The sequence below is a fragment of the Pseudomonas sp. S36 genome, assembly GCF_016647875.1.
GTDB lineage: Bacteria > Pseudomonadota > Gammaproteobacteria > Pseudomonadales > Pseudomonadaceae > Aquipseudomonas > Aquipseudomonas parafulva.
This window is the reverse complement of sequence record NZ_JACVVG010000011.1, coordinates 111,503-132,867: the sequence shown is the minus strand read 5'-3', so window position 1 is coordinate 132,867 and position 21,365 is coordinate 111,503. Positions and strand designations below refer to the sequence as shown.

Below are 21,365 nucleotides of genomic sequence, written 5' to 3'. Positions count from 1 at the left end.
TCATTTCGCAAAACCCCTATCTGCGCAGGCAGGTAGGGGTTTTGTCTTTGTAGCGCTTTAAAATCTAATGCCGACTGCGTGGTGGGCACAGAATCCGGGCTTCTATACAGGGGCAGGCATATCAGATGCGGAGTTGCTACACCCCCTTCCGAAACAGCTATGTTAGTGTGCCCCCACGTTCCACTTCCCAGGATGCCTGTACATGCTACCCACGCTCACTGATAAAGAGCTCGACCGCCTCGAAGACTTGCTGATCACCTACGGTAACGATTACTCCGTACTCAACCTCGCGGAGCTCAATGGCTTCTTCACCGCATTGGCCAGCTCACCGTCTACTGTGCAGCCCGGGGAGTGGTTGCCTGCCGTAGCCGGTGGCAGCGTGCCGAAGTTCAAGAAGCCGGCCCATGAGGAGGCCTACACGGCCCTGATGCTGCGCTATGCCAGCCAGGTGGCGGAGCAGTTGGAGGAAGACGTCGACCACTTCGTGCCGTTGTTCGAAGAAACCGAAAGCGAACAGGGGCCTGTCACGGTGATGGAAGAGTGGTGTTTCGGTTATATGCGCGGCACTCAGGTTGCCGCATGGCCTGCACTGCCCGCCGCGCAAGACCCACTGCTGAGGGCTATTTCGCTGCACGGCCTGGAAGATAACATTGAACTGCTCGATCAGATGTCCGAGCAGGATATCCAGGCATGCGTGCCTCAGGTGATCGATGCCGTGCGCAAACTCTATGCGTTTCAGCATTCGGCAAGGTGAGCTGAAACCTTAGCCCGACGGTTGCAGGTAGGCGCTGGTGCCCTCAACTGCAGGCGGGGAGGGCGGGCTATTCAGCGACGTGGGTATCTTGAGCGGCGCATCCGCAGTAGGCGGCAACCCTGCCAGCCGGTGCATACTGGGCTTCAACGCTGGATACAGGTCGCAATAGACCGAGAACAGCTGATCGTATAACGCCTGGGTGCGAGGGTTGGGCGTGGCGCGTCGTTCAAGGGTGCGCCACCCACGCACGTTGGCCAGGTCGTCAATGTCGCCCGTGGCCAGCGCTGCCAGCATGGCCGCGCCCAGCGGTGCTTCTACGGCTTGCTCGATGGTAAGCACCGGATACCCGGTTATATCGGCAATGATCTGCATCCAGAGGTCGGAGGCTGCGGCGCCCCCTACCACGATCAACTCCGGGTCCAGGCGCTCGGCGCCCTGGCGACCGCGCTCGATATTATGGCGCAGGGCATAGCCCAGCCCTTCCAGTACTGCACGATAGAGGTGCGCTCTGGTGTGGTACAACGACAGGCCTACATAAGCGCCGCTGGCCTGGGCGTCCCAGATGGGGCTGCGTTCACCCATCATATAGGGCAGGAACACCAAGCCGTCTGCCCCCGGCGGGGTTTTGCCTGCTTCGTCCTCCATCAACTGGTGCACGTCCACGCCAACGCCCATGGCGGCCGCGTGTTTTTCCCGTGTACAGAATTGCTCCCGAAACCAACTGATCGAAGCCCCCGCCGTGATGGCGCCGCCGAAGATGTAAAGGTAATCGGCCGGCTTGTGCACGTAGGGCATGCTGATAAGCCCCAGTTGTGCATCTGTGCGGCGATTGACGAAGCCCCAGCACATGCTGGTCCCAAGCATCGCCACATGATTGCCCGGGGTCAGCACGCCGGCTGCGAGCGTTGCCATCGCCGCGTCCACGCCACCAGCCACGACTGGGATACCAGGGCTAAGCCCCATCAGCCGGGCAGGTGAAGGCAGCAGTTCACCAATGACTTCACCTGAGTCGACCAGACGCTGCGGCATGAGCTGGGGGTCGATCCCCAGGCGCTCGAGTAGGGGAACTGACCAGGTGCGTTGCTTGATGTCGTACACGCCACCGATATTGCCTGCCGAACTGTGGTCTACGGCCACACACCCGCTCAAGTGATACTGCACATAGCTATTAGGTGGCAGCAGATAATGCGTCCTGGCCCACACGTCTGGCCTGTTGCGCTTGATCCACAGCATCTTCGTGTAGCCGTAGTAACTGTCCACACCATTGCCGGTCGTATCGTGAAGGTAGGCCAGGTCGATATTCTGCCGAACCCAGTCAGCTTCTGTCGTGGCTCGGCGGTCCATCCAGATGAGGCACGGGTGCAGTGGCATCATCGCTGTGTCCACCGGTATGCCCGACCCGCCGTACAGGCTGCTGACGCAGATGGCTTTGATATCGTTCGGCTGGATGCTGCTGCTGGCGACGGCATTGGCGACCGCCTGGTAAACCGCCTTCAGCCACACATCAGGCCATTGCTGCGCCCAGAGTAGTTCTGGCTGCTCGACCTGGTAGCCCACGGAGGCCTGAGCAACGATCGCCCCTTGAGTTGAAATCAGCAGTGCCTTGGTACTCTGCGTACCGATGTCTACCCCAACTACATAGTTCATGAGCACATCCTTTGGTTGTTTTTATTGGCTCATGTTGACGTCTACATTTTGGGCCTGGTGTGAAGACCCAGGATTAGAGATGGGTCAAATCGGCAGGTAATGTAAACGTCAACATTGAAATAAAGCTAGCACGGCATTTTTCACCTGACAATGTTGCGTGTACCCTCGACGCACCGCCTCCTGATGCTGATACGACATGGCCAAACCTGGTAAAGCTACGATCACTGATATCGCCAAACGCGTGAACATGACGACCGTCACCGTATCGCGAGCGCTCAACCAGCCGGAGAAAGTCAAGAAGTCGACCCTGGCGCATATTCTTGAAGTGGCCCGCGAGCTCAATTACGTGCCCAATGCATTTGCCCGCAGCCTGAAAAACCAGGAAAGCCGGTTGATCGGCCTGGTTACCGCCAGCCTGGACAATCCCTTTTATGGCGAAATCATCAAAGCCATTACCCGCGAAGCCAAACGTCGGGACTACACCTTGATGCTTTTCGACACAGATGGCTCCCCGGCGCTTGAGGAAAAGGCAGTCGACACGCTGCTCAGCTACCAGGTGGCAGGCATTATTCTGTCAGTGGTTTCAGACGCTGAAGATTATTGCCCAGCCTACCTCCCCAAGTTGGAGCAGGCCGCCATACCGGTAGTGCAGATCGACAGGAAGCTGCACGATGCCACGTTCGCCGGCGTATACCTGGATAATGAAGAAAGCGGTTTGCGGGGGATGCGGGCGGTGCTTGCCCAAGGTCATCGCCACGTGCTCGTGGTAGGTGGCCCCGCGCGCTCGGCCATCACCCAGGCCCGCCTTGCCGGGATCCGCAAGGCGGTAGAGGAATGTTCAGATCCAGTTACCCTCGATGTGCTTGAGGGTGACTACACACAGGCGCCTGCATGCGACCGGACCGCTGCCTACCTGCAAGGCGGAGCGCGGCCTCAGGTCATCTTCGGGCTGAACAACCTGATGACCCTGGGCGCTTTGGAAGCGCTGCGCAGGCAAGGGCTGTCGAGGGCGGACATCCAGCTGTTCAGCATCGATCAAGTTCCGTACGCCGAACTATATGGCGAGCCCATTGCGTGTGTCAGCCACAGTAGCTACGAAGCCGGCGCGGGCGCCATTGGCATGTTGTTCAAAGCCATAGACGAGCCCGATCGCACCCAGGCAGACCTCACAATCCAAGGCACGTTGCATAGCTGAGGCGGCAGCCCGAGTCAGCATCAACGTATTCGCTTACAAATGTAGACGTTGACATTCTGCTCATCACGCCTCTAGATTCAGCTCCGTGACAAGGCTGAACGGCCAAAAATGTAGACGTGAACATTTCTGCCCAAACAATTACAACATGCCTCACGAAGGCAAGCAGGAGCTGAATATGTCCTATCAACTGGAAGGGAAGGTTGCAGCAATCACGGGTGCCGCCTCTGGCATCGGCTTGGCCACCGCAGAAGCAATGACACTGGCGGGGGCCCACGTGGTCTTGATAGACCGGGATGAAACCGCCCTTGGGCTCGCATGTGAGCGGCTTGGGCCGCAGGCGACACCGTTGGTGATCGACCTACTGGACAACGACAGCTGTGGCAATCTGCTCAAAGGGATTGTGGATCAGGCAGGCGGGTTGGATATTTTCTATGCCAACGCAGGCAGCTACCTGGGTGGCAACTTCACCGAGGCCGACCCCCTTGCCATCGACCGCATGCTCAACCTCAACGTCAACGCGGTCATGAAGAACATCAACGCTGTGCTGCCACACATGGTCGCCAAAGGCACCGGCGACATCATCGTCACAGGCTCGGTCGCCGGGCATTTCCCTGTCCCTTGGGAGCCTGTGTACTCGGCGTCGAAGTGGGCCGTGAACTGCTTCGTACAAACCTTGCGCCGCCAGGTCAAAGACCAAGGTATCAGGGTAGCGGCCGTGTCCCCCGGCCCCGTCAACAGCGCCTTGCTCGCTGACTGGCCGGCAGAAAACCTGCAGAAAGCCCTGGCCCTTGGCAGCCTCATAGAACCCTGTGTGGTGGCCGATGCCGTCATGTACATGCTCACGCGCCCTCGCAACGTGACCATCCGCGACATGGTGGTGCTGCCTTCGGCGTTTGATATGTAGCAGATTGGGGCTAGATGCTAAACCCTACCTCTCCCCTAATTGATCAAGGCGCCCATGGCGCCTTTTAGTATTACCCGCTTTCTGGGGCCTCTGAAGCGTAATGGCCATGATCACCAGACAAACCGCTATTGCGTGTTGAAGTGAATAGGTGCATCGTAATGACAAATGTCTTTACTAAAGGGCTGACTCTTGGCTTCCATCAACATCCGCATTGACGACGAACTTAAGGCCCGTGCCTATAAAGAGCTTGAGCGTCTTGGTGTCACCCCATCAGAACTCATGCGCCAGGCCCTGCAGTACGTTGCAGAACGAGGCTCATTGCCCTTCCGGCCCGTCCTGATGACCGAGGATGATGAGGATCTCATTGCAACCGTTAGGGAGCGGATTGCTTCCGCGCAGCGCGTGAGGGTTCGCCTGGATGACCTATAGTCTTGACTTCGACTCCCGCGCATTGAAGGAGTGGAGAAAGCTGGGTGATACAGTACGTCAGCAATTCAAAAAGAAATTGATCGAGGTTCTGTCCAACCCTCGAATCGAGGCAAATCGCCTTCACTCTCTGCCAGATTGTTACAAGATAAAGCTCCGCAGCAGCGGATATAGAATGGTCTATCAGGTCATAGACCAAGAGATCGTGGTTTTTGTTGTGGCCGTCGATCAACGTGAACGAGATCAGGCATATAAAAAAGCCGCCGAGCGGCTTGTCTAGGCTCAGAGCCAATCCCCCGACTCAATTATTCCACAGCACGAAATTATGGATTACCCCGCACACTGATTCCTCTGCGTTGTGATCCAGTGCAGCATGTGCTCCACCAGCCCACCCCGGTGCTGACCTGGAGTTCCAGCCATGCCTCGCCCCATCAAGCTTTACAACTTCCCCAAGTCTGGCCACGCCCACCGTATCGAACTCATGCTCTCTCTCCTTGGGCTGCCAACCGAACAGGTGCTTGTCGACTTGGCAAAGGGGGCACACAAGCAGCCGGATTTCCTGGCACTCAACCCGTTCGGGCAGGTGCCGGTCATTGAGGATAATGGCACTGTGATCGCTGACTCCAACGCCATCCTGGTCTACCTGGCCAAGCAATACGGCGAAGGGGCCTGGTTGCCGGAGGCCCCTGCGGCGGCTGCACGTGTGCAGCGCTGGCTGTCGGTCGCGGCCGGGCCGTTGGCGTTTGGCCCTGCTGCGGCCCGGCTGGTTACCGTATTCGGGGCCTCGTTCAACACCGACGAAGTGATCGCCCGCGCCCACACCCTGCTCAAGGTAATGGACGCCGAGTTGGGCAAAGCACCCTTCCTCGCGGGTGATACGCCCACCATCGCTGACGTGGCCAACTACTCCTACATTGCCCATGCCCCTGAGGGCAACGTATCGCTGGAGCCTTACATCAACGTGCGTAACTGGCTGGCGCGCATCGAAGGGTTGCCTGGTTTCGTGCCCATGCCGCGCACCGTCATCGGGCTGCAGACCAGCGCCTGACACCCCCGCCCTCACGAGGAGCGCCGTTATGGAACAGCCTCAGCACCACCGCGCCTCACCTTGGCATGCGGGCGAGAAAAGCCTGCAGGAAATGGCCGGGGTAGCGGCGCGCATGGAGGCGGTCGGGCAAAAGGTTATTCGTGACCACATGCCCGAGCAGCACCGCAGCTTTTTCCAGCAACTGCCGTTCCTGGTGGCGGCCAGTGTGGATGCCCAGGGTCGCCCTTGGGCAACCCTGCTTGAAGGGCCGGAAGGGTTTATCCGTTCTCCGAGCCCCCAACAACTGACCATCGACGCCGGGTTATCAGTGGATGACCCCGCTACCCCCGGGTTGCGGCCTGGGCAGGCCATTGGGTTGCTGGGTATCGAACTGCACACGCGTCGACGTAACCGTCTCAATGGGCAGATCCGTCACTCGGCGTCAGGCCAGTTGCAGGTCACAGTGGAGCAATCCTTTGGAAACTGCCCGCGCTACATTCAGCCGCGTGACTACAGGCGCGTCGATGCGCCCGCCCAGCGGGGTGAGAAAGCAACCACCCTGAACGCGGCCACCCGACCATTGATCCAGGCTGCCGATACTTTCTTTGTTGCCAGCTACGTGGAGCATGACGACGGCAAGCGCTCGGTTGATGTGTCTCACCGTGGCGGCAGGCCGGGGTTCATCAAGGTAGAAGGCAATGTTCTGACCATCCCGGACTATGCTGGCAACCTGCACTTCAACACGCTGGGCAACCTGCTGCTGAACCCGCTGGCCGGTTTGCTGTTCATTGATTTCACCAGCGGCAGCGTGCTGCAGCTAAGCGGGCACGCCGAGGTACTGCTGGAAAGCCCCGCGGTTCAACTGTTTGAAGGCGCACAGCGGTTATGGACGCTGCGTGTGGAGCAGGTCGTGTGGCGCCCAGCTGCTGTTTCCCTGCGCTGGGCCCTCAAGGAGTAAGCCCGCGCTGTACCCTGCTACCGCTACCTCGAGCCTTTGGAGCCTGAATGGACCAGATCCACCTGATGAAGGTGTTTGTCGCAGTCGGTGAGCTGGAAAGCTTTGCCGCCGCCGCCCGCCGCCTGGATATCTCCCCGGCTGCCGTCACCCGTGCGGTCAGCGCCCTGGAACAACAGCTCGGGGTCAAACTGCTGCTGCGTACCACGCGCAGCGTGCGCCTGACCGAAGCCGGCAGCCGCTACCTGGAGGACGTACGGCATATCCTGGCCAGCCTCCATGAGGCCAACGAAGCCGCTGCCGGCATCAACGCCAACCCTAAAGGGGAACTGGCGGTGACCGCGCCGAGCCTGTTCGGCAAGAAATTCGTCATGCCCTGTATCGTGCGCTACCTGCAGCACTACCCGCAGGTGGATGTGTCTGCCTACTTCCTCGACCGGGTGGTGAACATGGTGGAGGAGGGCATGGATGTGGCCGTGCGCATCGGCCCATTACCCGACTCCGGGCTCAGGGCGTTGCGCGTGGGCCAGGTGCGGCGCATGTTGTGCGCTTCGCCCGGGTACCTGTCGCGCCACGGCACCCCACGGCATCCCTCGGATTTGTCCGACCATGCCGTGATCGGCACCACCAACCTTTCCCCGAGGGCCGGCTGGCGCTTCGGGGTCACCGATGAGCCCACCCTGGTGCGCATGAAGCCGCGGCTGATGGTCACCAGCAATGATGGGGCTATTGCGGCGGCCGTCGGTGGGTTGGGGATTGCACGGCTGTTGTCGTATCAGGTCGCAGACGAGTTGGCCAGCGGCCAGTTGCAGGTGATTCTGGCCGAATACGAGGAGGCCCCCTGGCCGATTCATGTGCTGCACAGGGAGAGCAAGTATGGTTCGGCCAAGGTCAGGGCCTTCATTGACATGCTTGCGCACGAGCTGCGGATGCAGCGGTTGGACTGAAAACGTTGGGAGGCAAATTGCGTTCGTAAAAAAGGCTGCCAATTGGCAGCCTTCCTGATGTTCAGCCTGGGCAATCAATCCCAGCTCAACGCCCCACCGGTCTGATACTCGATCACGCGCGTCTCGAAGAAGTTCTTCTCTTTCTTCAAGTCCATGATCTCGCTCATCCACGGGAACGGGTTGGTCGTGCCTGGGTATTCTTCTTTCAGGCCAATCTGGGTCAGGCGACGGTTGGCGATGAACTTGAGGTAGTCCTCCATCATTGCCGCGTTCATGCCCAGCACGCCGCGAGGCATGGTGTCGCGGGCGTATTCGATCTCCAGCTGGGTCCCTTGCAGGATCATCTGGGTCGCTTCTTCCTTCATCGCCGCGTCCCACAGGTGCGGGTTCTCGATCTTGATCTGGTTGATCACATCGATGCCGAAGTTCAGGTGCATCGATTCGTCACGCAGGATGTACTGGAACTGCTCGGCCACGCCGGTCATCTTGTTGCGGCGGCCCATGGACAGAATCTGGGTGAAGCCGCAGTAGAAGAAGATGCCTTCCAGCACGCAGTAGTAGGCGATCAGGTTGCGCAGCAGCTCCTTGTCGGTTTCTACGGTGCCAGTGTTGAATTCCGGGTCGGAGATGGCGCGGGTGTACTTCAGGCCCCAGGCGGCTTTTTTAGCGACCGACGGGATTTCGTGGTACATGTTGAAGATCTCGCCCTCATCCATGCCCAGCGATTCGATGCAGTACTGGTAGGCGTGGGTGTGGATCGCCTCTTCGAATGCCTGGCGCAGGATGTACTGGCGGCATTCCGGGTTGGTGATCAGGCGGTACACGGCCAGGGCCAGGTTGTTGGCGACCAGCGAGTCGGCGGTGGAGAAGAAGCCGAGGTTGCGCATGACGATGCGGCGCTCGTCTTCGGTCAGGCCGTCCATGCTCTTCCACAGTGCGATGTCGGCGGTCATGTTGACCTCTTGCGGCATCCAGTGGTTGGCGCAGCCATCCAGGTACTTCTGCCAGGCCCAGTCATACTTGAACGGTACCAACTGGTTGAGGTCGGCGCGGCAGTTGATCATGCGCTTTTCGTCAACAGCGACGCGGGCCGACGAGCCTTCCAGCTCAGCCAGGCCTTCGGCGATGTCGAGGGCGTCGAGGGCGGCCTTGGCGCGCTTCACGGCTTCGGAATCAGCAGCGGTGGCGGCACGGGCTTCCAGGGCGGCGGCACCGCCGGCGCTGTCCAGCTTGTCGAGGGTGGCAGCGGCAGTGGCCTGCGCAGGGGTGTTGCCTTTGGCGGCTACTTCGCCGTCTTCTTTGTCGAATTCGTCCCAGCTCAGCATGGTGAGGTTCTCCTGCTTGAGGGCCATCTATGGAGTATGGCCGGTGGATCGTGGTTGCGATGCTTTGGCCCCCAAAGGGGGTACTGCAGTGCACGCAAATCTGATTGCCCTTGGTCGGGCTGGCCCAGGCATTGGCGCCCAGGCCTGTTGTGTCTGGCTGTTGGGCAGGCGGCGGCAAGGCCGGCCTCCCACAGGGGGCCGTGTGGCTACACGGAAAAGAGGCTTCCCAAGGGAAGCCTCAGCCAAGCCTTACTGGCAGGCTTCGCAGTCCGGCTCGTCGATCGCGCAGGCCTTTGGCACAGGTGCCGGGCCGGCGGCCTGGGCAGGGGCGCTGTCGCCACCGCTGGACACGGCGTTGAGCTTGCCGGTGTTGATGGTCGACTTCTCGGTGCTGGTCGCGGCCAGGGCACGGAGGTAGTAGGTGGTTTTCAGGCCACGGTACCAGGCCATGCGGTAGGTCACGTCCAGTTTCTTGCCCGAAGCGCCGGCGATGTACAGGTTCAGCGACTGGGCCTGGTCGATCCACTTCTGGCGACGGGAGGCGGCATCGACGATCCACTTGGTCTCGACTTCGAAGGCGGTGGCGTACAGGTCTTTCAGCTCTTGCGGGATACGCTCGATCTGCTGCACCGAACCGTCGTAGTACTTCAGGTCGTTGATCATGACCGCATCCCACAGGCCGCGGGCTTTCAGGTCGCGCACCAGGTACGGGTTGATCACGGTGAACTCGCCCGACAGGTTCGACTTCACGTACAGGTTCTGGTAGGTCGGCTCGATGGACTGCGACACGCCAGTGATGTTGGCGATGGTTGCGGTCGGCGCGATGGCCATGATGTTCGAGTTACGAATACCTTTTTGCACGCGCTCGCGCACCGGCGCCCAATCCAGGGTTTCTTCCAGGTTGACGTCGATGTACTTCTGGCCACGGGCTTCGATCAGGATCTGTTGCGAATCCAGCGGCAGAATGCCCTTGGACCACAGCGAACCCTGGAACGTCTCGTAGGCGCCGCGCTCGTCGGCCAGGTCACAGGAGGCCTGGATGGCGAAGTAGCTGACCGCTTCCATCGACTTGTCGGCAAACTCGACGGCAGCATCGGAGCCGTACGGAATGTGCTGCAGGTACAGCGCATCCTGGAAGCCCATGATGCCCAGGCCAACGGGGCGGTGCTTGAAGTTGGAGTTGCGCGCTTGTGGCACCGAGTAGTAGTTGATGTCGATGACGTTGTCGAGCATGCGCACAGCCGTGTTCACGGTGCGTTGCAGCTTGGCGGTGTCCAGCTTGCCGTCGGTGATGTGGTTCGGCAGGTTGATCGAGCCCAGGTTGCAGACGGCGATCTCATCCTTGTTGGTGTTCAAGGTGATCTCGGTGCACAGGTTGGAGCTGTGTACCACGCCCACGTGCTGCTGCGGCGAGCGCAGGTTGCAAGGGTCCTTGAAGGTCAGCCAAGGGTGGCCGGTTTCGAACAGCATCGACAGCATCTTGCGCCACAGGTCTTTGGCCTGGATGGTCTTGAACACCTTGATCTTGTTGTATTCGGTCAGGGCTTCGTAGTACTCGTAACGCTCTTCGAAGGCCTTGCCGGTCAGGTCGTGCAGGTCTGGCACTTCCGAAGGCGAGAACAGGGTCCACTTGCCGTCATCGAAGACGCGCTTCATGAACAGGTCCGGGATCCAGTTGGCGGTGTTCATGTCGTGGGTACGACGGCGGTCATCACCGGTGTTCTTGCGCAGCTCGATGAACTCTTCGATGTCCAGGTGCCAGGTTTCCAGATAGGCACATACCGCGCCCTTGCGCTTGCCGCCCTGGTTCACTGCAACGGCGGTGTCGTTGACCACTTTCAGGAAGGGTACGACGCCCTGGGACTTGCCGTTGGTGCCCTTGATGTAGGAGCCCAGTGCACGCACCGGGGTCCAGTCGTTGCCCAGGCCACCGGCGAATTTGGACAGCATGGCGTTGTCGTGGATCGCGTGGTAGATGCCCGACAGGTCATCCGGCACGGTGGTCAGGTAGCAGCTGGACAGCTGTGGGCGCAGGGTGCCGGCGTTGAACAGGGTAGGCGTCGAGGCCATGTAGTCGAAGGACGACAACAGGTTGTAGAACTCGATCGCGCGGGCTTCCTTGTCCTTCTCTTCCAGCGCCAGGCCCATGGCCACACGCATGAAGAACACCTGAGGCAGTTCGAAGCGTACGCCATCCTTGTGGATGAAGTAGCGGTCGTACAGGGTCTGCAGGCCCAGGTAGGTAAATTGCTGGTCACGCTCGTGGTCGATGGCCTTGCCCAGGCGCTCCAGGTCGTAACCTTTGAGCGCAGGGTCCAGCAGCTCGAACTCCACACCCTTGGCCACGTAGGCCGGCAGGGCCTCGGCGTACAGGTCTGCCATTTCGTGGTGGGTGGCGCTGTCGGCCACGTTCAGGAAGCCCAGGCCTTCGGCGCGCAGGGTGTCCATCAGCAGGCGGGCGGTAACGAACGAATAGTTCGGCTCACGCTCGACCAGGGTACGGGCGGTCATCACCAAAGCGGTGTTGACGTCCTTGAGGGCCACGCCGTCGTACAGGTTTTTCAGGGTTTCGCGCTGGATCAGGTCGCCGTCGACCTCGGCCAGGCCTTCGCAGGCTTCGCTGATGATGGTGTTCAGGCGCGCCATGTCCAGCGGGGCCTTGCTGCCGTCAGCCAGAGTGATGCGAATGGTCGGGTGCGCCTCGATCACGCTTTCGACGTTGGCGCGGGTGGCGCGCTCCTTGGCGCGCTGGTCGCGGTAGATCACGTAGTCGCGGGCGACTTTCTGCTCGCCTGCGCGCATCAGGGCCAGTTCGACCTGGTCCTGGATTTCCTCGATGTGAATGGTGCCACCCGATGGCATGCGGCGCTTGAACGTCGCGGTGACCTGCTCGGTCAGGCGCGCGACGGTGTCGTGAATGCGCGACGAGGCGGCGGCGGTGCCGCCTTCAACTGCGAGGAACGCCTTGGTGATGGCCACGGTGATCTTGTCGTCGGTGTAGGCGACGACGGTACCGTTACGCTTGATCACGCGCAGTTGGCCAGGTGCAGTGGCGGCCAGATCCTGGTTGGAATCGGCAACCTGCGGGGCCTTGGCCTGCGGGTTCTCGCGAGTCGTGTCGGTTTGCATGGGTGGGTGTCTCCACAGTTTCTATATTGATCAGGCGCCTTCTGGGCGCCCACCGTTCCGTCCACTTGCTCGATTGCCCTGGGGGATGCGCAAAACGAACGCATCCGCCCGCGCGGGCGTACCGACTTCGGGACAGACTCAGGAATTAGGGCAATGGCTCGCCGCTCCCTGGCCGAAGTCAAAGGTTCTGGGCTGGGCCCAAAAACTGTTGCTCACAGGTGGCAGGCCTGGCCTGTTGCACCCGTGCCCGAACAAGGCCCTGGAAGGGCTTGCCTCGGTCGCCTCCGCAGGAGCGGTTTGGCTGCTGAAATCACGTGAAGTTCAGCCGAAAAATCGCTTGATTTTGCGGGTTGACTTTTAGGTGTGATTTTGCACGAACCCCTATATCTAGTGGTTCGCTGCGTTCGGGATACAAGATAATGCGGTATTGGGGTGTTTGCAAGGCGAGCTGCTGTGGATAAGTTGTGTGTACTTTGTGAGTGAATCCTGAGTATTCGCTGTAGGCCTTGTGGCCACTGGTTTGGAGTCCTTTTCAGCCCTGAACTGCCATTGGGCAGATTTGCGCCGGCGTGATCTTTGTCACAAAAGCTGCGTTATCCAACGTGCCGGCCATGGCTTGGCGGCGTACCCCGCCAACCGTACTATGACCCGGCGAACACCCTTCACAAGGCGCCTGCCATGGACAACCGCTGCGCACGTATCCTCATCGTCGAAGACGACCCGCGGCTGGCCGAGCTGACCGCCGAGTACCTGCAGGCCAACGGCTATGCTGTCACCGTCGAGGGGGATGGTGGCCGGGCCGCACGGCTCATCATCGACAGCCAGCCCGACTTGGTCGTGCTCGACCTGATGCTGCCCGGTGAAGACGGCATGAGTATCTGCCGGCGCGTGCGCAGCCAATACCCTGGCCCCATTCTGATGCTGACGGCACGTAGCGATGAGCTCGATCAGGTGCAGGGCCTGGACCTTGGGGCCGACGACTATGTGTGCAAGCCGGTGCGGCCGCGTTTGCTGCTGGCGCGCATACAGGCGCTGCTGCGCCGCACCGAGCGGCCCCAGGGCCACGCCTTGGCCTTCGGTGCGCTGCACATCGATAACCGCCTGCGCGAAGCCCGGCTGGGCGAGCAGTTGATCGAGCTGACCGGTGCCGAATTCGACCTGCTCTGGCTGTTGGCCAGCAACGCCGGCAAGGTGCTGACACGCGAGCAGATCTTCACCGCGCTGCGCGGCGTGGCCTATGACGGCCAGGACCGTTCCATCGATATACGCATTTCCAGAATCCGCCCGCGAATAGGCGATGACCCCCTCCAGCCGCGGCTGATAAAGACGCTGCGCAACAAGGGCTACCTGTTCGTCGGCGAGGCGCCATGAGCAACTCGATTTTTCTGCGTATCTATGGCGGTATGCTGGCCGTGCTGGTGCTGGTGGCGCTGCTTGGGGTGCTCAGCCTGCATCTGGTCAACGAGGTGCGTGCCGCCCAGCACCGTGAGGGCCTGGCGCAGGGCACCTTCAGCCTAATGGCCGACAACCTCGCCCAGCAGAACGACACCGAACGCAAGCGCTCGCTGCTGATGTGGGAGCGCCTGATGGGGGTGCCGCTGGCCGTGCAACCCATGGCGGCCGTAAGCCTGGACGGCGCACAGCGTGCGCGCTTGTATCGCGGCCTGGTGGTGGTGGAGAAAACCGGCGCGCATGCGGCCAGGGTATTGCGCAGGGTGGGCCAGCAGGACCTGTTGCTGGTGGCGCAGGTGAAGCAGGTCAGCGAGCAGTTGGCACGCGCCACCCTGTACCTGCTGGCCGACGAACTGGTGCGCTACCCGGTGACGGAGCAACAGCAGCGTCTCGAGCAGCTCAAGCAGGACAAGGGGTTTGGCTTTGGCGTTGCGTTGCAGCGCATCGAGCGGGCGAGCCTGGACGATGACCAGCGACGCCGCGTGGAGGAGGGCGACACCGTCATGGCGCTGGGCCGGGACGGTGACTCGATTCGGGTATTCGCCGGGTTGGCAGGCTCGCCCTGGGTGCTGGAAATTGGCCCGCTGTACCAGCTCAACCCGTACCCGCCGCAACTGCTGGTGCTGATCGCACTGCTGGGCCTGAGCCTGATCGGGCTTGTCGTGTACTTGCTGGTGCGCCAGCTTGAACGCCGTGTTTCCGGGCTGGAAAGCGCCGCAGCGCGCATCGCGCACGGCAGCCTGGATACGCGCGTGCCCGCAGGGGACGCCGACTCGGTAGGGCGCCTGGCCCAGGCGTTCAACGGTATGGCCGAACACCTGCAGCGTTCGTTGACCATGCAACGTGAACTGGTGCGGGCGGTGTCCCATGAACTGCGCACCCCCGTGGCACGCCTGCGTTTTGGCCTGGAAATGGTCGAAGCCGCCGCTACCGAGCAGGCCCGTGCCAAACACCTGGCCGGCATGGATGGCGACATTCAGGACCTCGACGAACTGGTCGATGAAATGCTGACGTATGCCCGCCTGGAGCAGGGCGCACCTGCCCTGCGGTTTCAGCCAGTGGACCTGGACGCGCTGCTCACCCGGGTAATCGACGAGCTGGCGCCGCTGCGCCCCGGTGTCAGGGTGCTGCGGGGTGACTTTGACAGCACCGCCGCTGATGGCGCCTGGGTCGAGGCCGAGCCGCGTTACCTGCATCGGGCCGTGCAAAACCTGGTCAGCAATGCCTTGCGCCATGCCGAAAGCGAAGTGCGCCTGAGCTACCAGCTTGGGCCTCAGCTATGCCGCATCAATGTGGAAGATGACGGCCCTGGCGTGCCTGAAAGCTATTGGGAACGCATCTTCACACCCTTTACCCGGGTCGATGACAGCCGCACCCGCGCTTCCGGTGGGCACGGCCTGGGCCTGTCGATCGTGCGGCGCATCATTCACTGGCATACAGGCCGCGCTACGGTAAGCCGCAGCGCCAGGCTTGGCGGGGCCTGTTTCAGCTTGGCATGGCCGCCACGGCAAGCACTGCAGTAGTGCTCAGGCGCTGACCAGGCTCAGTAAGTGGCCTGCCTGCAGGCAGAACTGGCCCTGCAGCACGGCGCCATGCCGCCACTGGGGTGAAAGGTCGGCTAGCAGGCGCAGGCGGGCCAAACCGTCAGCGGACCAGTCCAGCAGCTCGGCGTGCTCGAAATAGAAGCGCTGGCCGGTCAGCGGGTAGAGGGTCTTGAACAGGCTTTCCTTGAGGGAGAAGGTCAGGGTCACCGTCATGCCCAGTTGGCTGCGGTCTAGCCGCTCCAGCTCCATCGGGGTCAGGATCTCGCCCATCAGCCGTTCGGCGCGCTCGTCGTCCAGCAGTGCCTCTTGATCCAGCCCCAGGCCCTGGCAATTGGCTTGGGCCGCTACCACGGCCGCTGCCCAGCCTTTGCCATGGGTAATCGAGCCGCGAATGCCAGCAGGCCATACAGGCGAACGGTCTTCGTGCGTTGCCGGCACATGATCGCGGCCGTCCAGGCGCTGCAGAGCGGCCCGCGCGCACACCCGGCCGGCCAGGTACTCCGCCTGGCGCTTGGCAACCGAGCGTTGCAGGCTGGCACTGGGGACCACACCCGCGCGATTGAAGTCGTCGGGGCCCAGGCGGGCGGGGTCGAACGCGCAACTGACCAGGACCGCCCCGGGTAGCGGGCGGGGCAGGGGCCAGTGGTGTTGAAGCGGGGCGCAACAGGCAGGCAATGTGTTCATGGGCCTATTGTGCCAGCTGCGCAGATGCCATGGGAGGCCGTAGCTATTTGAGTACCTTCTTGAAGAACGCCTGCATGTCGGCCCACGAGTGCTCGTCCGCTTCCTTGTTATAGCCGATGTCCGGGCCACCATGCCCGCCATGGCTCAGCCTGTCTGCGTCCGGGTTGGTGAACCCGTGCTTGGCGCCTTCAAGGGTGACGAACCTGTAGTCCACCTTCGCCGCGTCCATTTCGGCCTTGAACGCGTCTACCTGCTGCGGGGTGACCATGCTGTCCGCGCCACCGTGCTCCACCAGGATCGCGGCCCGCACCACGCCTGGCTTGGCCGGTGTGTCGGTGACCAGCGCACCATGGAAGCTCACCACGCCGTCAAGCTTCTCGCCGCGGCGTGCGGCGTCCAGTACTACCTTGCCGCCGAAGCAGTAACCAACGGCGCCCAGTTCGTGTTTGTTGGTGTTGGGCTGCATCTTGAGCAGGTCGAGGCCGGCATCGAAACGCCCTGCGGCTGCGGCAGGGTCCTTCATGGCTTCAGCCATGAAGGCCTGGGCGTCCTGAGGGTGTTCGGTGTGTTTGCCATCGCCATACATGTCGATGGCCAGCGCGTTGTAGCCCAGCGCTGCCAGGTCGCGGGCACGGCGCTTGGCGTAGTCGTTCAGCCCCCACCACTCGTGCACCACGACAATGCCGGGGCGCTTGCCAGTGACGGCGTCATCATAGGCGTAGTAGCCGACCAGCCGATCGCCATTGGCATCCTGGTAGGGGATTTCGCGGGTTTGGACCGCCGCTTGGGCGAGGGCGGCGCTGCACATCAGGGTCAGGGCCAGCAGGGCACGCATGGGGAGTACTCCTTGTTCGCATTCGGTTCGTTCAGCCAGGGTTCAGCGTGGGTTCAGTCGCGGTTCAGTGTGCCTTGCTTACTCTAGCTTCCACACCAAAGCAGCGCACTCAAACAGGAGCTACTTGCCATGAAAACCTTCAATTCCCTGCTTGCCGCCATGGCCGTCTGCGCCGCTGGCATGACCAGCGCCCAGGCCGCTGATGACACCTTCGCCAGCCTGACCTACGGCCAGACCAGCGACAAAGTTCGCAAATCGGGCCTGCTGCAACGCAACACCGACAACCTCAATGCCGACGGCATCATCGGCAAGGACGATACCTGGGGTGTGCGTTTGGGCCAGATCAACGACCAAGGCCGCTACTACATGACCTACGACACCGTTTCCGGTGACCACAGCGGCTTCAAGCTGCGCCAGCAGAACCTGCTGGGCAGTTACGATGCCTTCCTGCCAATCGGCGATACCACCAAGCTGTTTGGCGGTGGCAGCGTGGGCATCACCAAGCTGACCCAGAATTCGCCAGGTGCCAGCCGTGACAGCGACTACGGTTATGCCTACGGCCTGCAGGCGGGCGTGATCCAGGAGCTGACCGACAAGGCTTCGGTCGAGCTGGGCTACCGCTACCTGCGCAGCAATGCATCCACCGAGTACAGCGCCCACGGTGCACCCAAGTCCGGTGTGCTGCGCCTGACCAGCAGCGCACAAACGTATCTGGCGGCTTCCTACAAGTTCTGAGACCCAAGCCGCGTTATCCTGTACAGGCCCAATCGCTGTCACCTCAGCGATTGGGCCTGTACAGGCAAAGCCATAAGGAGCTGCACATGAAACTGCTGGTGGTCGAGGACGAAGCGCTGCTTCGCCATCACCTCAACACCCGCCTGGGCGAAAGCGGCCACGTGGTCGAAGCGGTTGCCAATGCCGAAGAGGCGTTGTACCAGGCCGAGCAGTACCATTTTGACCTAGCCATCATTGACCTGGGGCTCCCCGGTATCAGCGGGCTGGAGCTCATTTCGCGCTTGCGCGGCCAAGGCAAGGTTTTCCCCATCCTCATCCTCACCGCCCGTGGCAATTGGCAGGACAAGGTGGAGGGCCTGGCCGCGGGTGCCGACGACTACCTGGTCAAGCCGTTCCAGTTCGAGGAACTGGAGGCCAGGCTGAATGCATTGTTGCGCCGCTCCAGCGGGTTCACCCAGTCGACCATCGCTGCCGGGCCGCTGGTGTTGGACCTCAACCGCAAGCAGGCAGCCCTGGGTGAGCAACCGCTGGCGTTGACCGCCTACGAATACCGCATCCTCGAGTACCTCATGCGCCATCACCAGCAAGTGGTGGCCAAGGACCGCCTGATGGAGCAGTTGTACCCAGGTGACGAGGAGCGTGACCCCAATGTCATCGAAGTGCTGATCGGCCGCCTGCGGCGCAAGCTCGAAGGCGAACAGGGCTTCAAGCCCATCGACACCGTACGCGGGCTGGGCTACCTGTTCACCGAGCGCTGCCGGTGATCCGCTCCCTCCGGGTACGCCTGATGCTGGCCGCCACACTGCTGGCGCTGCTGTTCATGCTGGCGCTGCTCCCGGCCTTGCAGAAGGCGTTCAGCCTGGCGCTCGAGGAGTCCATCGAACAGCGCCTGGCCTCGGACATCACCACCCTCATTTCTGCCGCCCGCATCGAGCACGGCCAGCTGCAGATGCCAGAGCTGCTGCCCGACGAACGCTATAACCTGCCGTACACGGGGCTGCTGGGTTATATCTTCGACCGCCAGGGCAAGCTGGTCTGGCAGTCCCGCGCCACGGCTGCGCAAAACGTCAACTACACCCCCCGCTACGATGGCCGTGGTAACGAGTTCGCCCGTATCCGCCAGGCCTCTGGCGAGGAATTCTTTGTCTACGACGTCGAGGTCAAACTGCTGGGCGGCCAGAGCGCGGCCTACAGCATCGTTGCCCTGCAGCCGGTGCGTGAGTATCAACACACCCTTGATGGCCTGCGGGAAAAACTCTACCTCGGTTTCGGCGCTGCCCTGCTGGCGCTGCTGGTGCTGCTATGGGCCGGCCTGACCTGGGGCCTGCGCTCGTTGCGGCGCCTCAGCCACGAACTGGACGACCTGGAGTCTGGCGCGCGGGAAGGCCTCAGCGGCGATCACCCCAGGGAGCTGCTGCGCCTCACCGGCTCATTGAACCGTCTGCTGCGCAGCGAGCGTGAACAGCGCCAACGCTACAGGCACTCGCTGGACGACCTGGCTCATAGCCTGAAAACACCCCTTGCGGTGTTGCAAGGGGTAGGCGAGAGCTTGCAGCAGCGCAGCGGCGAGCGTGAGCAGTCGCGCATCCTGCAGAGCCAGATCGAGCGCATGAGCCAGCAGATCGACTACCAGTTGCAACGTGCCAGCCTGCGCAAAAGTGGCCTGGTGCGGCACAGCGTAGTGTTGCGGCCACTGCTCGACAGCCTGTGCAGCACCTTGGCCAAAGTCTACCGGGACAAAAACGTGGACGTGACGCTGGACGTGCCGGAACAGGCCTGTGTGCCGATGGAGCAAGGGGCCCTGCTGGAACTGCTGGGCAACCTGCTGGAGAACGCGTATCGCCTCAGCCTGGGCCAGGTGAACGTCAGTTGGGCCAAGGTGCCAGGCCAGCTTACGCTGTGCATCGAAGATGACGGGCCCGGTGTGCCTGCCGATCAGCGCCAGCGCATTCTGGAGCGCGGGGAGCGGCTGGACAGCCAGCACCCGGGGCAGGGCATTGGCCTGGCAGTGGTCAAGGACATCGTCGACAGCTACGACGCCCGGCTCAGTCTGGGTGATTCGGTACTGGGCGGCGCCGCCTTCAGAATCACCTTCAATTTGGAATAGGGCTTTACCACCCGGCGCAAGGCGGATTTCCGCCATCGCCGGTGTACAAATTCCGCCAGCGGGCGGAAACCCGCCATATCCTCTGCAGTGTCGCCCCGTCGTTGGGCACGAAATGCCCGTAAATACTGCTATTGCACCTATCGTGGGCATTTTGGCACCACCTTTGCTATCGATATCGGCAGAGGCCTGCCAAGGCAGCTCGAACACAACGACAAATCCCTCCATGTGCAGGAGGGTTAGCGATTCAGGTGCCGCACCACCCTGGGAAGGGTGAACCGGCGCACTCGAGGAAATTTAGCCATGACGACACGTCAGCCGCTGTACAAATCCCTGTATGTCCAGGTGTTGGTCGCCATCACCATCGGCATTCTGCTCGGCCACTTCTACCCAGAAACAGGCGTCGCCCTCAAACCGCTGGGTGATGGCTTCGTCAAACTGATCAAGATGGTCATCGCCCCGATCATCTTCTGCACCGTGGTCAGCGGCATCGCCGGCATGCAGAGCATGAAGTCGGTCGGCAAGACCGGCGGCTACGCGCTGCTGTATTTCGAAATCGTCTCTACCGTCGCCCTGCTCATCGGCCTCGTCGTCGTCAACGTGGTCAAGCCAGGCGCTGGCATGCACATCGACGTCAGCACCCTGAACGCCAGCAGTGTGGCCGCCTATGCCGCCGCCGGCGCGCAGCAGACCACCGTCGGCTTCCTGCTCAACGTCATTCCCAACACCGTGGTCGGCGCCTTCGCCAACGGCGATATCCTGCAGGTGCTGATGTTCTCGGTGCTGTTCGGCTTCGCCCTGCACCGCCTGGGCAGCTACGGCAAGCCGCTGCTGGACATGATCGACCGCTTCGCCCATGTCATGTTCAACATCATCAACATGATCATGAAGCTGGCCCCGATCGGCGCCATGGGCGCCATGGCGTTCACCATCGGCCAGTACGGCGTGGGTTCGCTGGTGCAACTGGGCTACCTGATGGCGTGCTTCTACGTCACCTGCCTGCTGTTCGTGCTGGTGGTACTGGGCGGCATCTGCCGCGCCCATGGTTTCAGCGTCCTCAAGCTGATCCGCTACATCCGTGAAGAACTGCTGATCGTGCTGGGTACTTCCTCGTCGGAATCGGCCCTGCCGCGCATGCTGGCCAAGATGGAGCGCCTGGGTGCGAAGAAATCGGTGGTTGGCCTGGTGATCCCTACCGGCTACTCGTTCAACCTGGACGGCACCTCGATCTACCTGACCATGGCGGCCGTGTTCATTGCCCAGGCCACCGACACCCCGATGGACATCACCCACCAGATCACCCTGCTGCTGGTGCTGCTGGTCGCGTCCAAGGGTGCTGCTGGCGTGACCGGTTCGGGCTTCATCGTGCTGGCGGCTACGCTGTCCGCTGTTGGCCACCTGCCGGTTGCCGGCCTGGCCCTGATCCTCGGCATCGACCGCTTCATGTCCGAAGCGCGTGCACTGACCAACCTGGTCGGCAACGCCGTGGCCACCGTGGTGGTTGCCAAGTGGGTCAAGGAAATGGACAACGACAAGCTGGCTTCGGAGCTGGCCTCCGGCGGCGGCCCGCTGATCGATACCCGTCCTACCGACGACCTGGGTGTCGCTGAAGGCCCTGCTCGCTGATCTCGGGATAGCGAAACGAAAAAGGCGACCGTGAGGTCGCCTTTTTCATGCCTGCTTATTTACCCTCGGTGTGCGC

General features: G+C 61.7%; 18 protein-coding genes and 1 pseudogene. 14 read left to right on the top strand and 5 right to left on the bottom strand.

Annotated elements, in window-relative coordinates:
* Positions 1-202: 202 nt before the first annotated feature.
* Positions 203-754 (top strand): UPF0149 family protein, encoded by a 552-nt coding sequence (locus IAE36_RS09100; RefSeq protein ID WP_201211945.1) that lies wholly within the window; start codon positions 203-205, stop codon positions 752-754.
* Between the two features lie 9 nt (positions 755-763).
* Here IAE36_RS09100 and IAE36_RS09095 read toward each other — a convergent pair whose 3' ends face one another.
* Entirely contained in the window at positions 764-2,401 is a 1,638-nt protein-coding gene (locus IAE36_RS09095; protein ID WP_201211944.1) for an FGGY-family carbohydrate kinase, read from the bottom strand.
* A 196-nt stretch (positions 2,402-2,597) separates the two neighbouring features.
* Here IAE36_RS09095 and IAE36_RS09090 point away from each other — a divergent pair, with 196 nt between their 5' ends.
* From IAE36_RS09090 to IAE36_RS09060, 7 genes and pseudogenes are all read left to right on the top strand, one after another.
* Positions 2,598-3,596, top strand: a complete 999-nt coding sequence (locus IAE36_RS09090) for a LacI family DNA-binding transcriptional regulator (protein WP_028634563.1) — start codon at positions 2,598-2,600, stop codon at positions 3,594-3,596.
* A gap of 175 nt (positions 3,597-3,771) precedes the next feature.
* Complete coding sequence (locus IAE36_RS09085; protein ID WP_201211942.1) at positions 3,772-4,500, top strand: SDR family oxidoreductase; 729 nt, start codon at positions 3,772-3,774, stop codon at positions 4,498-4,500.
* 189 nt (positions 4,501-4,689) lie between these two features.
* Complete coding sequence (locus tag IAE36_RS09080; protein ID WP_060482115.1) at positions 4,690-4,929, top strand: type II toxin-antitoxin system RelB/DinJ family antitoxin; 240 nt, start codon at positions 4,690-4,692, stop codon at positions 4,927-4,929.
* Entirely contained in the window at positions 4,919-5,206 is a 288-nt protein-coding gene (locus tag IAE36_RS09075) for a type II toxin-antitoxin system RelE family toxin (RefSeq protein WP_060482114.1), read from the top strand. Before IAE36_RS09080 ends, IAE36_RS09075 begins: the two co-directional genes overlap by 11 nt.
* A gap of 138 nt (positions 5,207-5,344) precedes the next feature.
* Entirely contained in the window at positions 5,345-5,974 is a 630-nt protein-coding gene (locus IAE36_RS09070; RefSeq protein ID WP_201211939.1) for a glutathione S-transferase family protein, read from the top strand.
* A gap of 28 nt (positions 5,975-6,002) precedes the next feature.
* Positions 6,003-6,908 (top strand): annotated as a pseudogene (locus IAE36_RS09065) (pyridoxamine 5'-phosphate oxidase family protein); the annotation flags it as partial.
* 50 nt (positions 6,909-6,958) lie between these two features.
* Positions 6,959-7,855: a LysR family transcriptional regulator gene (locus tag IAE36_RS09060; RefSeq protein ID WP_201211935.1), complete on the top strand. Its 897-nt coding sequence runs from the start codon at positions 6,959-6,961 to the stop codon at positions 7,853-7,855.
* Positions 7,856-7,929: 74 nt separating this feature from the next.
* Here IAE36_RS09060 and IAE36_RS09055 read toward each other — a convergent pair whose 3' ends face one another.
* Together IAE36_RS09055 and IAE36_RS09050 are read right to left on the bottom strand one after the other, a co-directional pair.
* On the bottom strand, positions 7,930-9,180 hold the full coding sequence (locus IAE36_RS09055; RefSeq protein ID WP_028634571.1) for a ribonucleotide-diphosphate reductase subunit beta: 1,251 nt from the start codon (positions 9,178-9,180) through the stop codon (positions 7,930-7,932).
* 249 nt (positions 9,181-9,429) lie between these two features.
* Complete coding sequence (locus tag IAE36_RS09050; protein ID WP_201211933.1) at positions 9,430-12,309, bottom strand: ribonucleoside-diphosphate reductase subunit alpha; 2,880 nt, start codon at positions 12,307-12,309, stop codon at positions 9,430-9,432.
* Between the two features lie 678 nt (positions 12,310-12,987).
* On the opposite strand from IAE36_RS09050, the gene IAE36_RS09045 reads away from it, so the two are divergent.
* Both IAE36_RS09045 and IAE36_RS09040 read left to right on the top strand, forming a co-directional pair.
* Positions 12,988-13,680 carry a response regulator gene (locus IAE36_RS09045; RefSeq protein WP_060482112.1) on the top strand — a complete coding sequence of 231 codons (693 nt, stop codon included), beginning with the start codon at positions 12,988-12,990 and terminating at the stop codon, positions 13,678-13,680.
* Positions 13,677-15,284 (top strand): ATP-binding protein, encoded by a 1,608-nt coding sequence (locus tag IAE36_RS09040; RefSeq protein ID WP_201211931.1) that lies wholly within the window; start codon positions 13,677-13,679, stop codon positions 15,282-15,284. The genes IAE36_RS09045 and IAE36_RS09040 overlap by 4 nt, the downstream gene beginning before the upstream one ends.
* Positions 15,285-15,287: 3 nt before the next feature.
* On the opposite strand, the gene IAE36_RS09035 is transcribed toward IAE36_RS09040, so the two are convergent.
* Positions 15,288-15,989 carry a 4'-phosphopantetheinyl transferase family protein gene (locus IAE36_RS09035; RefSeq protein WP_201211929.1) on the bottom strand — a complete coding sequence of 234 codons (702 nt, stop codon included), beginning with the start codon at positions 15,987-15,989 and terminating at the stop codon, positions 15,288-15,290.
* A 43-nt stretch (positions 15,990-16,032) separates the two neighbouring features.
* Positions 16,033-16,824: a dienelactone hydrolase family protein gene (locus IAE36_RS09030; protein ID WP_201211927.1), complete on the bottom strand. Its 792-nt coding sequence runs from the start codon at positions 16,822-16,824 to the stop codon at positions 16,033-16,035.
* A gap of 129 nt (positions 16,825-16,953) precedes the next feature.
* On the opposite strand from IAE36_RS09030, the gene IAE36_RS09025 reads away from it, so the two are divergent.
* The 4 genes from IAE36_RS09025 to IAE36_RS09010 all read left to right on the top strand — a co-directional run bounded on the left by IAE36_RS09025 (position 16,954) and on the right by IAE36_RS09010 (position 21,289).
* The gene (locus tag IAE36_RS09025; RefSeq protein WP_201164977.1) at positions 16,954-17,559 is read left to right on the top strand and encodes an outer membrane beta-barrel protein; all 606 of its coding nucleotides are present in this window, start codon (positions 16,954-16,956) and stop codon (positions 17,557-17,559) included.
* Positions 17,560-17,645: 86 nt separating this feature from the next.
* Positions 17,646-18,323: a response regulator gene (locus tag IAE36_RS09020; protein ID WP_028634578.1), complete on the top strand. Its 678-nt coding sequence runs from the start codon at positions 17,646-17,648 to the stop codon at positions 18,321-18,323.
* Positions 18,320-19,666, top strand: a complete 1,347-nt coding sequence (locus IAE36_RS09015; protein WP_028634579.1) for an ATP-binding protein — start codon at positions 18,320-18,322, stop codon at positions 19,664-19,666. Before IAE36_RS09020 ends, IAE36_RS09015 begins: the two co-directional genes overlap by 4 nt.
* 300 nt (positions 19,667-19,966) lie before the next feature.
* Positions 19,967-21,289: a dicarboxylate/amino acid:cation symporter gene (locus tag IAE36_RS09010; RefSeq protein ID WP_028634580.1), complete on the top strand. Its 1,323-nt coding sequence runs from the start codon at positions 19,967-19,969 to the stop codon at positions 21,287-21,289.
* The last annotated feature ends 76 nt before the right edge of the window (positions 21,290-21,365 follow it).

Excerpts from the sequence above, each read along its gene's own strand:
- IAE36_RS09055 (WP_028634571.1), bottom strand. The coding sequence starts at position 9,180 with ATGCTGAGCTGGGACGAATTCGACAAAGAAGACGGCGAAGTAGCCGCC.
- IAE36_RS09075 (WP_060482114.1), top strand. The coding sequence starts at position 4,919 with ATGACCTATAGTCTTGACTTCGACTCCCGCGCATTGAAGGAGTGGAGA.
- IAE36_RS09035 (WP_201211929.1), bottom strand. The coding sequence starts at position 15,989 with ATGAACACATTGCCTGCCTGTTGCGCCCCGCTTCAACACCACTGGCCC.
- IAE36_RS09030 (WP_201211927.1), bottom strand. The coding sequence starts at position 16,824 with ATGCGTGCCCTGCTGGCCCTGACCCTGATGTGCAGCGCCGCCCTCGCC.
- IAE36_RS09095 (WP_201211944.1), bottom strand. The coding sequence starts at position 2,401 with ATGAACTATGTAGTTGGGGTAGACATCGGTACGCAGAGTACCAAGGCA.
- IAE36_RS09090 (WP_028634563.1), top strand. The coding sequence starts at position 2,598 with ATGGCCAAACCTGGTAAAGCTACGATCACTGATATCGCCAAACGCGTG.
- IAE36_RS09050 (WP_201211933.1), bottom strand. The coding sequence starts at position 12,309 with ATGCAAACCGACACGACTCGCGAGAACCCGCAGGCCAAGGCCCCGCAG.
- IAE36_RS09010 (WP_028634580.1), top strand. The coding sequence starts at position 19,967 with ATGACGACACGTCAGCCGCTGTACAAATCCCTGTATGTCCAGGTGTTG.
- IAE36_RS09100 (WP_201211945.1), top strand. The coding sequence starts at position 203 with ATGCTACCCACGCTCACTGATAAAGAGCTCGACCGCCTCGAAGACTTG.
- IAE36_RS09070 (WP_201211939.1), top strand. The coding sequence starts at position 5,345 with ATGCCTCGCCCCATCAAGCTTTACAACTTCCCCAAGTCTGGCCACGCC.
- IAE36_RS09045 (WP_060482112.1), top strand. The coding sequence starts at position 12,988 with ATGGACAACCGCTGCGCACGTATCCTCATCGTCGAAGACGACCCGCGG.
- IAE36_RS09040 (WP_201211931.1), top strand. The coding sequence starts at position 13,677 with ATGAGCAACTCGATTTTTCTGCGTATCTATGGCGGTATGCTGGCCGTG.
- IAE36_RS09025 (WP_201164977.1), top strand. The coding sequence starts at position 16,954 with ATGAAAACCTTCAATTCCCTGCTTGCCGCCATGGCCGTCTGCGCCGCT.
- IAE36_RS09020 (WP_028634578.1), top strand. The coding sequence starts at position 17,646 with ATGAAACTGCTGGTGGTCGAGGACGAAGCGCTGCTTCGCCATCACCTC.
- IAE36_RS09060 (WP_201211935.1), top strand. The coding sequence starts at position 6,959 with ATGGACCAGATCCACCTGATGAAGGTGTTTGTCGCAGTCGGTGAGCTG.
- IAE36_RS09085 (WP_201211942.1), top strand. The coding sequence starts at position 3,772 with ATGTCCTATCAACTGGAAGGGAAGGTTGCAGCAATCACGGGTGCCGCC.